The organism is Dactylosporangium sp. NPDC049525 (assembly GCF_040676755.1).
Taxonomy (GTDB): domain Bacteria; phylum Actinomycetota; class Actinomycetes; order Mycobacteriales; family Micromonosporaceae; genus Dactylosporangium.
This window is the reverse complement of the sequence record NZ_JBFAPO010000007.1, coordinates 190134-200101: the sequence shown is the minus strand read 5'-3', so window position 1 is coordinate 200101 and position 9968 is coordinate 190134. Positions and strand designations below refer to the sequence as shown.

Genomic DNA, 9968 nt, shown 5'->3' with positions numbered 1-9968 from the left:
GGCGCGGCCGCCGCCGGCGCGGCCGCGGCGGTCGATGCGCGCCCGCGTCCGCCTAAACCCCCCCCCGGGCGCGGGGCTCCCTGACCGGGGAGCCCCGCGCACCAGGTCAGAGCGTCACACCACGGTGCACGGGATGCCGTTGAGCGTGAAACTCTCCGGCGGCGTGAACGGGGTGGCGTTGCCGGCGAAGCCGGTCATCAGCTGCCCGCCGGGGTTGATCGTGCCGCCCCACGCCGGCGGGGTGATCGTGCCGGTGCCGCCGGTGCGGGTGAGGACCCCGCTGAACACGGAGCCGACGGTCGCGGTCGCGGCGAGGTTGAACCGCACGGCCCAGCCGCTGACCGGCGCGGCGGTCGTGTTGGTGATCGTGACGGTGACCATGAAGCCGGGGCTGAACAGGATGATCTGGGCCTGGCAGGTCGGTGTCGCGGTGGTGGCAAGGGTGCTGACGGTGCCGGCCGCGGACCGGGCGGAGGTGTTGCCGCGGGCGTCGAAGGCGATGACCGCGAACGTGTACGCCGTCCCCGCCGCCAGCCCGGTGACCCGCTGGAAGCGGCTGAACGCGTCCACGGTGCGGATCGTCGTCCAGGCGCCGCCGACCAGCTGCTGCAGGTGGTACCCGGTGACCTGGACGTTGTCGGTCGACTCGCCCCAGACCAGGGACACCCCGGTGGTCGTGACGCTGCTGAACAGCGGCGCACTCGGTGCGGACGGCGCGACGGTGTCGGGGCCGGAAAGGGTCGTGAACGTGATCGGTGCCGACGGCGGGCTCGCCGCGTACCCGGACGTCTCCGACGGCAGCGAGTAGACCCGGAACGTGTACGCGGTGCCCGCCTGCAGGCCGGTGAGGGCGAGACTGCCGTAGGCGCCGCGGGCGTACTCCGTCCAGGTGCCGCCGACCTTGCGCTGGACGACGTCCTGGACGGTGAGGTTGTCGTGCGACCACCACAGGTCCGCGCCGGTGTCCGAGACGTGCACGGCCTGCAGGCCGGTCGGCGCCGCGAGGGCGGTGGACGCGAGGGCCGGCGCGGGGGCGAGCACCAGCGCCCCGGCGGTGCACAACGCGAGCAAGCGAAGCAGTCTCATGGAGGAGCCTTTCGATGCGGGGGGTCACGCCGCATCCATGCTCATCGCCGCTGCCCGCCGCCGTCGCGGGATCCTGGACAGGGTCGGACAGCGTTGGACAAGGTCACCCAGCGGGCCAGCCGGTGTACCCCTCCGCGAGGTACCGCCGGCCGGCCTCCGACGCGACGAGCATGGCCAGCTCGCCCTCCTGCCGGCGCAGGTCGAACGCGTCGGCGCCGGGCGGGACGTGCAGCATCGTGGTCATCCAGTAGGAGAAGTGCTGCGCCTTCCACACCCGGGCGAGGGCGCGGCGGGTGTAGTCGTCCAGTACCCCGGCGTCGTTGCGGCGCACGGCGAGCTCGAGGACCTCGGCGAGGGCCCGCACGTCGGCGATGGCGAGGTTGAGCCCTTTGGCGCCCGTCGGTGGGACCGTGTGCGCGGCGTCGCCGGCCAGCAGCAGCCGCCCGTACCGCATCGGCTCCTGCACGAAACTGCGGAACGGCAGCACGGTCTTCTCGAAGATGGGCCCCTCGTGCAGCCGGAACCCGTCGGCGCCGGCGAGCCGCGCCTGCAGCTCGCTCCAGACGCGGTCGTCGGGCCAGTCGGCCGGGTCGGTGCCGGGGTCGCACTGCAGGTACATGCGCTGCACGGTGTCGGTGCGCTGGCTGATGAGGGCGAACCCGCGGTCGGAGCGGGTGTAGATGAGCTCCGGTGCGCTGGTCGGCGCCCGGCACAGGATGCCGAACCAGGCGTAGGGATACTCGCGGAAGTACCGGCGCCGCGCCGATTCGGGAATTTCGTGCCGGCAGATGCTGCGGGAGCCGTCCGCGCCGACCAGGTAGTCGCAGCGGATCTCGTGGGCGGTGCCGTGCTCGTCGGTGTACCGGATCGCCGGCGACCCGGTGACGTCGGCGACCGTGGTGTCCCGCACGCCGAACCGGACGTCGCCGCCGTCGCGGGCGCGGGCGTCGGCGAGGTCGACGAACACGTCCGTCTGCGGGTAGAGCCACGTCGACGCGCCGGCGAGGCCCTGGAAGTCGATGCGGTGGCTTGCTCCGCCGAAGCGCAGGTCGATCCCGCGGTGCTCGTGGCCGTCGGTCAGGACCCGGCCGGACACGCCCGCGTCGACGAGCAGCCGGACGCTGTCGCGCTCCAGGATGCCGGCCCGGTGCGTGGTCTCGATCTCGTGGCGGGTGCGATGGTCGACGGCGACGGAGGAGATGCCGGCCCGCGCGAGCAGGTGCGACAGCAGCAGCCCGGCGGGCCCGGCGCCGACGATGCCGACCGTGCTGCGGGTCACCGTCATGGCGCGCCCTCCGTGAGCGGCACCGGCACCCGCCGCTGCAGCTCGGCGAGCATCACGGTCGCGGAGTCGCCGATCCCGGCGACCGCCTCCGCCGGTGTGGCCGGGAGACCGATCACCGGGGGTCGTCCTCGTCCAGGACGGGACCGGCGACCGCGAACGCATGGTTGGCGGTCGGCACGCCGCAGTAGACGGCGGCGTGCAGGATCACCTCGCCGATCTCGTCGCGGGTCAGGCCGTTGCGGCGGGCGGCGCGCACGTGCATCGCGAACTCGTCCCAGTGCCCGTTGGCCATCAGCGCGGTGAGCGTGACCATGCTGCGGGAGCGGCGGTCCAGACCGGGCCGGGTCCAGATCTCGCCCCACGCGTAGCGGGTGATGAACGACTGGAAGTCGGCGGTGAACGCGGTGGTGCCGGCGACGGCGCGGTCGACGTGCGCGTCGCCGAGCACCTCCCGCCGCACCGCCATCCCGTCGTCGTGCGCGGTCACGACGCCCCCTCGAAGTCGAGGAACGTGGTCTGCCCCGGCCCCTGGAGCCGCACGTCGAAGCGCAGGTCCCCGGACTCCTCGCGGTCGGCGACGAGGGTGGACCGCTCGTCGGGGTCGAGGGAGGCCAGGAACGGGTCGCCGGCCAGCCACGGCCCCGGCACGTACGCGCGGGTGAACAACCGGTCCAGCAGGCCACGGGCGAACACGACGACGGCGAAGAACGGCGCCCCGCCGGGCGTGACCGGGCCCGGTTCGAGGGTGGTGAAGGCGTAGTGCCCGCCGGGGTCGACGCCCGCCCGGCCCCAGCCGGTGAAGCGGGTGCCGTCGCGGCGGATCGAACCGTCCACAGTGGGCACGACCCCGTCCGGGCCGGCCTGGCGGATCTCCAGCAGCGCGTCGGGCACCGGTACCCCGGCGCCGTCGAACACGGTGCCGTGCAGGCGGATCGCCCCGGGGTGTGCGGCGGTGACGAGCTCATGGTCGCGCTGGAACGGCAGCGCGTAGCTGTAGAACGGGCCGATGGTCTGTCCGGGGGTGGTCATGACACGTCCAGGGGGGTGCGACGGTTGCCGGTGAGCACGATGTCCCAGCGGTACCCGAGCAGCCACTCGTGCTCGGACAGGTCGTGGTCGTACGCGGAGACCAGGCGCTCCCGGGCGAGCGGGTCCGTGATCGACTGGTAGATCGGGTCCAGGGCGAACAGCGGGTCGCCCGGGAAGTACATCTGCGTGACCAGCCGCTGGGTGAACTGCGTGCCGAACAGCGAGAAGTGGATGTGCGCCGGCCGCCACGCGTTGACGTGGTTGCGCCACGGGTACGGACCCGGCTTGATCGTCACGAACCGGTAGCCGCCGTCGTCGTCGGTGAGGCACCGCCCGACCCCGGTGAAGTTCGGGTCGACGGGGGACGGGTGCTGGTCCCGCCTGTGGATGTAACGGCCGCCGGCGTTGGCCTGCCACACCTCGACCAGCTGCCGGCGCACGGGCCGGCCGTCGCCGTCGGTGACCCGGCCCTGCACCACGATCCGCTCGCCGACCGGCTCGCCGCCGTGCTGGATGGTCAGGTCGGCCTCGAGCGGGTCGACGTCGCAGTGGCCGAACACCGGCGCGACCAGCTCGGCGCCCTCGGGATCGGCGTGACGGAGCTCCTTCGTCGGATGGCGCAGCGTCGAGCTGCGGTACGGCGTGAAGGACAGCATCGGCTGCCGCGCAGGGGGCGGCCCGGCGTGCAGGGCCTCGATCTCGGCGGAGATGTCCCGCTGCGACGGCAGGCCGCGTTCGGAGGTGGCGGTCACGAACCGCACCGTACGGATCCCCGCCGCCCGCGGTCTACGCTGGACTTCCACTGAGTGGAAGGGTGGAGCGGAACATGGCTGGTCGGGTGTCGACCCCCGGCGCGTCCGTGGTGTCGCGCGCCTTCGCCGTCCTGGGCGCGTTCGACGAGCGGCACCGCTCCCTCAAGCTGTCCGACCTGGCCCGCCGCGCCGCCCTGCCCCTGGCCACGGCGCACCGCTTGGTCGCCGACCTCGTCGCCGTGGGTGCCCTCGCCCGGCGCGAGTCGGGGCACTACGTCATCGGCCGGCGGATCTGGAGCACCGGGCTGCTCGCCCCGGTGCAGACCGGGCTGCGGGAGCTCGCCTCGCCGTTCCTGCACGACATCTTCGCCGCGACCCGGGCCACCGTGCACCTGGCGGTCCGGGAGGGCACCGAGGTGCTGTACCTGGAACGGTTGCGCGGCAACGAGTCGGTGCCGATCGTCAGCCGCGCCGGCGGCCGGCTGCCGCTGCACAGCACCGGCGTCGGCAAGGTCCTGCTCGCGCACGCGCCGCCGGAGGTCCAGGCCGAGGTCCTCGCGTCGCTGCACCGGGTCACGCCCTACACGGTCGTGCGCCCGTCGGTGCTCGCCGCGCAGCTGGAGCGGGTCCGCCGCGACGGGTACGCGACGACCGCCGACGAGATGACCCTCGGTGCCAGCTCCGTCGCGGTGCCGGTGCTGCGCGGCGGCACCGAGGTCGTGGCCGCGCTCGGCATCGTCGTGGCGCAGCTGCGCCGCGACCGGCAACGCCTGCTCGCCGGCCTGCGGGTGACGGCCCAGGGCATCGGCCGCACCCTGGACGGCTGATCGTTTCCGGTCAGGTGCTGGAAAGGGCGGGCTGCCGCAGCGCCAGCTCGGCGAGCAGGACCGCGCCGTCGACCAGCACATCGTCGTCGAACATCGCCCGGGGCGCGTGGTTGTTCGGCAGGCCCACGTGATCGTCCGCGGCCGCCGCGCCGAGGAACAGGTACGCGCCCGGGACCTGCTGCAGGACCCGCGAGAAGTCCTCCGACCCGGTGTCCGGGACCGCCATCGCCCGGAACCGTTCGGCCCCGAACACGTCCCGGACGGTCGACGCCACGTGCTCGTGCCCCGCCTGGTGGTTGACCGTCGCCGGGTACTCCTCCTGGAAGCGCACCTCGGCCCGAAGCCCGTGCGCCGCGGCGATCCCCTCGCACAGCAGCACCGTCTCACGGGCCATCGTGCGGGCCGCCTCGGCGGAGAACGTGCGTACCGTCGCCTCGAAGACCGCCTCGTCGGGGATGATCGTGCGCAGCTGGCCGGCATGGAACGCGCCGACGGTGAGCACGACCGGCTCGAACGGGCTGAACCGCCGCCCTACCATCGCGTGCAGCGCCGTCACCATCTCGCACGCGGCCGGGATCGGGTCGCGGGCGTCGTGCGGCGCCGACCCGTGCCCGCCCGCCCCGACGACCCGGACGAACAGCCCGGCGGCCGCCGACATGATCGGCCCCGGCCGGCACGCGAACACGCCCCGCGGGAAGTCGGTGGCCAGGACGTGCAGCGCGTAGGCGACGTCGACCGGCCGGCCCGCCGCGTCCAGGACACCCTCCCGCAGCATCAGCCCCGCGCCGTCGTAGCCCTCCTCGCCGGGCTGGAACATGAACACCACGTCGCCGGCGAGCTCGCCGCGCCGGGCCGCCAGGAGCCGCGCCGCGCCGACCAGCCCGGCCGTGTGCAGGTCGTGGCCGCAGGCGTGCATCACACCGTCGACCCGCGACGCGAACGGCAGCCCGGTCAGCTCGGTCACCGGCAGCGCGTCCATGTCGCCGCGCAGCAGCACCACCGGCCCTGGCCGGTCCCCGCGCAGCACCGCGGTCACCGACGACAGCCCTTCGCCGGTGCTGATCTCGAGCGGCAGCCCGTCGAGCGCGGCCAGCACCCGCGCCTGCGTCGCCGGCAGGTGCAGCCCGATCTCCGGTTCCTGATGCAGCTCGCGCCGCAGCCGGATCAGGTCGTCCCGCAGCAGCTCGCCGTCCTCGCGCAGATCCATTTCGCCACGGTACGCGACGCGCTTGACACCGTGGCGCACGCTGACCGGGTCGCCGACGGATCCGCGGAGGATCGTATGGACCCGAACGTGCTCGCGAGGTGGGTGGCGCCCTTCGCCGCCATTGCTCTCGTCGTGGCCGCCGCGCCCGCGGCGCACGCCCATCCCGTGCTGGCGCCCGCGGTCTTCGACCCGGTCTCGGTCGGCTGGGGCTCGGTGCGCGACGCGACGGAGGCGCAGTTCCACGACAGCGTCGACGCCCGCGTCGCCCAGAACATGATCATGATTGACCTGGAGGCGGACGGCACCGCCGCGGGCCCCCGGTTCGGCGCGGTGTTCCAGCGCAACCTCGACGGCCGGCGCTGGGTCGTCGACGTCACGCTCACCGAGGCCGAACTCGCCGCCGGACCCGACGACGAGTGGGACACGCAGTGGCGGCTCGCCGACGTCGAGACGTTCACCCGCGACGGCGCGTGGGCCTACGCCGCGCTGTGGGTCGAGAACCTCGAAGGCCTCACCGCCGTCGCCAAGCACGACCTCACCTACGACCAGGCCGTCGCCTTCTACGACGAGCAGCGGCGTACCCGGCTGCCGGTCGACGTGGACGTGTACCCGTACGGCACCGGCGTGCGGTACGCGACGATCTGGCTGGACAACCCCGGCGGCCTCGCGTGGCGGCTGCACCTGGACCAGTCCGGCGCCGAGTTCGCGGCCACGTTCGACGACTACTCCGGCGACGGCTACCGGCTGCTGATGCTCGACTCGGCGACCCGTGGCAGCGCCGGCCAGCGGTACGCCGCCATCTGGCTGCACAACAGCAACGGCCGGGACTGGCGCGAGCGGCGCGACCTGACCTCGGCGCAGTACGGGACCTGGTGGGACACGTACGCCCGCGACGGCTTCCGGCTCATCACCTACGAGCGTTACGAGACCGCCGCCGGCACCCGGTACACGGGGGTCTGGCGCCAGAACTGAATAAATGGGTATGAGTGTGCGATGGACTGGACCGTCATCCCCACGTTGCTGCTCGCCATCCTCCTCGGTGCCGTCGTGGGACTGGAGCGCGAGATGGGCGCCCAGCCCGCCGGACTGCGCACCCACATGCTCGTCGCCGCCGGCGCGGCCCTGTTCACCATCGCCGGGTATGAGACCGGCACCGACCCGACCCGCATCGCGGCGCAGGTCGTCACCGGCATCGGCTTCCTCGGCGCCGGCGCCATCTTCAAGGAGGGCGTGAACATCAGCGGCCTGACGACCGCCGCGTCGCTGTGGGTCACCGCCGCGATCGGCCTGGCCACCGGGCTGCACCTGTTCTGGGCCGCCGGCGCCGTCACGGTCGCGGCGCTGGGCGCCCTGTGGCTGTTCAAGGTGGCGGAGGCGAACTGGCTGCCCGACCGGCACCGCATCGAGATCACGCTGACCCTCGCGCCGGACTTCCCGCTCGACGTGGTGGAGCGCGAGGCCCTCGAGGCGCTGCCGGGCGGGCACGTGCTGCGCGTCGACTACGCCGGCCACGACCAGTCGATCGTGCTGACCGCCCGCGGCGACAACAACACGTCACTGCCGGCGATCGCGGAGCGCCTGCGCCTGCTGGACGGCGTGCGGGGCGTCGAGATCGCCCGCTGAGCCCGGGTCGCCGGTGAGGGCCCATGCGGTCACGGGCCCTCACCGGGCACGACGAGGCCGTGCTGATAGGCGAACACCACGGCCTGCACCCGATCGCGGAGACCGAGTTTGATCAGTACCCGGCTGACGTGGGTCTTCGCGGTGGCCTCCGAGATGTGCAGCGCGACGGCGAGCTCCGCGTTGCTCAGTCCGGTGGCGACCAGGCGCAGCACCTCGGTCTCGCGGTCCGTCAGCCGCTCACCGATCCGCTGCGCGGCGCGGTGGGTGGGCGGCACCCGCAGGAACCGCCCGATGAGCCGCCGGGTCACGGCCGGAGCCAGCAGCGCGTCGCCCGCCGCGACGATCCGCACCGCCTCGACCAGCTGCCCCGGCGGTGCGTCCTTGAGCAGGAACCCGCCCGCGCCGGCCAGGAGCGCCTCGTAGACGTACTCGTCGAGGTCGAACGTGGTGAGCACCAGCACGCGGGGTGCGTCGGGCTGCCGGCGGATCTCCCGCGTCGCCTCGATGCCGTTGGTCTTCGGCATCCGGATGTCCATCACCACGACGTCGGGGCGCGACTCGGCGGCGGCCCGGATCGCGGCGGCGCCGTCCTCCACCGACCCGATCACGTCGATGTCGGCGTGGACACCCAGCATGCCGGCGAGGCCGGAACGGATCAGCGCATGGTCGTCGGCGATGAGGACCCGGATGGGCGCGGTCACGGCGCGCTCCTGGGCAGCCGGACGGTGACGGTGAACGCCTCGCCGGTCACACCGGTCGTCACGGAGCCGCCGTACACGCGGGCGCGTTCCCGCATGCCGACCAGGCCGCTGCCGCCGGCCGGCGGACCGGCGGCGGTCGTGCCGGGCACCTGGTTGGACACCTGGTTGGACACCTCGAGGTCGATGCCGGTGTCGTCGTAGCCGATCCGGACGCTGGTCGGCGCGCCCCCGGCGTGCCGCCGCGCGTTGGTCAGCGCCTCCTGCACGATGCGGAACGCCGCGAGGTCGAGCCCGGCCGGGATCGCGCCGCGCTCGCCCTCGACGGTCAGGGTCACCGGCAGGCCGGCCGCCCGGACCTCCTCGACCAGGTCCGGGACCCGTTCCAGGGTCGGCTGCGGCAGCAGCCGGCCGTCGGTCGACTCGCCGTCGCGGGTGACCTCCAGGACGTGCCGCATCTCGCCGAGCGCCTCCCGGGCGGTACGCCGGGCGGCCCCGATGTGCTCCCGGGCCGCGTCCGGCGACACGTCGATGAGGGCCTCGGCGGCACCCGCCTGCACCGCGATGATCGACAGCGAGTGCGCGACGACATCGTGGATCTCCCGGGCGATGCGGTCACGCTCCTGCTTCGCCGCCCGCTCCGCGGCGCGCCCGGCCTGCCGGGCGGAGTCGCTGCGGGCCGCGGTCAGCTGCGCCAGCCGCCACCGCACCAGCCAGCCGGCGCTCCACGCACCGGCGACGAAGAACCCCAGGATGCAGACCTGACCGATGCTGACCGGGCCGCCGTAGTAGCCGAGCGGGAACGTCGCCAGCATCGCCGCCACGGTGGCGGTCCCGGCCGCCACGGCATGCCACCGGCGCCGGGCGTACAGCGCCACGGAGAACGTCCCGACCAGCAGGCTCGGGAACGGAAACGTGCTCTCCTCCAGCCCCCGCAGCAGCAGGACCCGCACCAGCAGCACGCCGATGAGTGCGGCGACGACCGCGACGGGAGCGCTGCGGCGCACGATCAGCGGCGCGGTGACCGCGACCGCGAACAGCAGGCGCTGCCATCCGCTGCCGGGACCCGCCGCGCTGAACGCCTCGACGCCCGCCCAGAGCATCAATGCCAGCGTCACCGCCAGGTCCGCCCTGGCTGCTGGCGTTCGCGATGACCGCGTCCAACCTCCACGGCGAGGACTACGGATGGTTCCCCGCACTCGCGGTGCCCGCCAACGCGCTGTGGGCCGTCGGCTCGGTGGTCCTGGCCGTCACGACGGTGCGGGCCAGGTCCCTGCCGAGGCCGCTCGCCGTGGCGCTCCCGGTCATCTGGCTCAGCAGCATCATGCTGTCGCAGCTCGGCGGCAACCTGCTGGCCGGCGCGCTGTGGGCGGCCGTGGCCTGGACGGCGCAGCCCGCGTGGCGCGCACCGGCGGCCGAGGCTCCGGCCGCCGGTGGCGCTCCTGCACGCTCGCGGTGAGG

The 9968-nt window shown here is 73.8% G+C and carries 12 protein-coding genes; 4 read left to right on the top strand and 8 right to left on the bottom strand.

Going from position 1 to position 9968, the window contains the following annotated elements:
• Positions 1–114 precede the first annotated feature (114 nt).
• From AB0K00_RS14210 to pcaH, 5 genes are all read right to left on the bottom strand, one after another.
• Positions 115–1086: a cellulose binding domain-containing protein gene (locus AB0K00_RS14210; RefSeq protein ID WP_363520190.1), complete on the bottom strand. Its 972-nt coding sequence runs from the start codon at positions 1084–1086 to the stop codon at positions 115–117.
• A gap of 103 nt (positions 1087–1189) precedes the next feature.
• The gene (locus AB0K00_RS14205) at positions 1190–2371 is read right to left on the bottom strand and encodes a 4-hydroxybenzoate 3-monooxygenase (protein ID WP_363520187.1); all 1182 of its coding nucleotides are present in this window, start codon (positions 2369–2371) and stop codon (positions 1190–1192) included.
• 112 nt (positions 2372–2483) lie between these two features.
• Positions 2484–2858: a 4-carboxymuconolactone decarboxylase gene (gene pcaC / locus AB0K00_RS14200; protein WP_363520184.1), complete on the bottom strand. Its 375-nt coding sequence runs from the start codon at positions 2856–2858 to the stop codon at positions 2484–2486.
• Entirely contained in the window at positions 2855–3400 is a 546-nt protein-coding gene (gene pcaG / locus AB0K00_RS14195; RefSeq protein ID WP_363520181.1) for a protocatechuate 3,4-dioxygenase subunit alpha, read from the bottom strand. Before pcaG ends, pcaC begins: the two co-directional genes overlap by 4 nt.
• Positions 3397–4152: a protocatechuate 3,4-dioxygenase subunit beta gene (gene pcaH / locus AB0K00_RS14190; RefSeq protein WP_363520178.1), complete on the bottom strand. Its 756-nt coding sequence runs from the start codon at positions 4150–4152 to the stop codon at positions 3397–3399. Before pcaH ends, pcaG begins: the two co-directional genes overlap by 4 nt.
• 74 nt (positions 4153–4226) lie before the next feature.
• Between pcaH and AB0K00_RS14185 the strand changes: the two genes are divergently transcribed.
• Positions 4227–4979, top strand: a complete 753-nt coding sequence (locus AB0K00_RS14185; RefSeq protein WP_363520175.1) for an IclR family transcriptional regulator — start codon at positions 4227–4229, stop codon at positions 4977–4979.
• A gap of 10 nt (positions 4980–4989) precedes the next feature.
• On the opposite strand, the gene AB0K00_RS14180 is transcribed toward AB0K00_RS14185, so the two are convergent.
• Positions 4990–6186, bottom strand: a complete 1197-nt coding sequence (locus tag AB0K00_RS14180; RefSeq protein WP_363520172.1) for a M20 family metallopeptidase — start codon at positions 6184–6186, stop codon at positions 4990–4992.
• Positions 6187–6261: 75 nt separating this feature from the next.
• On the opposite strand from AB0K00_RS14180, the gene AB0K00_RS14175 reads away from it, so the two are divergent.
• Both AB0K00_RS14175 and AB0K00_RS14170 read left to right on the top strand, forming a co-directional pair.
• Complete coding sequence (locus AB0K00_RS14175) at positions 6262–7158, top strand: hypothetical protein (RefSeq protein ID WP_363520170.1); 897 nt, start codon at positions 6262–6264, stop codon at positions 7156–7158.
• 21 nt (positions 7159–7179) lie between these two features.
• Positions 7180–7809 carry an MgtC/SapB family protein gene (locus tag AB0K00_RS14170; protein WP_363520167.1) on the top strand — a complete coding sequence of 210 codons (630 nt, stop codon included), beginning with the start codon at positions 7180–7182 and terminating at the stop codon, positions 7807–7809.
• A 29-nt stretch (positions 7810–7838) separates the two neighbouring features.
• On the opposite strand, the gene AB0K00_RS14165 is transcribed toward AB0K00_RS14170, so the two are convergent.
• Positions 7839–8510: a response regulator transcription factor gene (locus AB0K00_RS14165; RefSeq protein ID WP_363520164.1), complete on the bottom strand. Its 672-nt coding sequence runs from the start codon at positions 8508–8510 to the stop codon at positions 7839–7841.
• Positions 8507–9625, bottom strand: coding sequence for a sensor histidine kinase (locus tag AB0K00_RS14160; protein WP_363520161.1), 1119 nt, complete (start codon positions 9623–9625; stop codon positions 8507–8509). Before AB0K00_RS14160 ends, AB0K00_RS14165 begins: the two co-directional genes overlap by 4 nt.
• Here AB0K00_RS14160 and AB0K00_RS14155 point away from each other — a divergent pair.
• The gene (locus AB0K00_RS14155; protein WP_363520158.1) at positions 9613–9966 is read left to right on the top strand and encodes a hypothetical protein; all 354 of its coding nucleotides are present in this window, start codon (positions 9613–9615) and stop codon (positions 9964–9966) included. The two genes, AB0K00_RS14160 and AB0K00_RS14155, sit on opposite strands and share 13 nt — an antisense overlap.
• Positions 9967–9968 lie beyond the last annotated feature (2 nt).

Bases quoted from the DNA above. Each gene is read 5' to 3' on its own strand.
- AB0K00_RS14205 (WP_363520187.1), bottom strand. From the start codon at position 2,371: ATGACGGTGACCCGCAGCACGGTCGGCATCGTCGGCGCCGGGCCCGCC.
- AB0K00_RS14170 (WP_363520167.1), top strand. From the start codon at position 7,180: ATGGACTGGACCGTCATCCCCACGTTGCTGCTCGCCATCCTCCTCGGT.
- pcaG (WP_363520181.1), bottom strand. From the start codon at position 3,400: ATGACCACCCCCGGACAGACCATCGGCCCGTTCTACAGCTACGCGCTG.
- AB0K00_RS14175 (WP_363520170.1), top strand. From the start codon at position 6,262: ATGGACCCGAACGTGCTCGCGAGGTGGGTGGCGCCCTTCGCCGCCATT.
- AB0K00_RS14185 (WP_363520175.1), top strand. From the start codon at position 4,227: ATGGCTGGTCGGGTGTCGACCCCCGGCGCGTCCGTGGTGTCGCGCGCC.
- AB0K00_RS14155 (WP_363520158.1), top strand. From the start codon at position 9,613: ATGCCAGCGTCACCGCCAGGTCCGCCCTGGCTGCTGGCGTTCGCGATG.
- AB0K00_RS14210 (WP_363520190.1), bottom strand. From the start codon at position 1,086: ATGAGACTGCTTCGCTTGCTCGCGTTGTGCACCGCCGGGGCGCTGGTG.
- AB0K00_RS14180 (WP_363520172.1), bottom strand. From the start codon at position 6,186: ATGGATCTGCGCGAGGACGGCGAGCTGCTGCGGGACGACCTGATCCGG.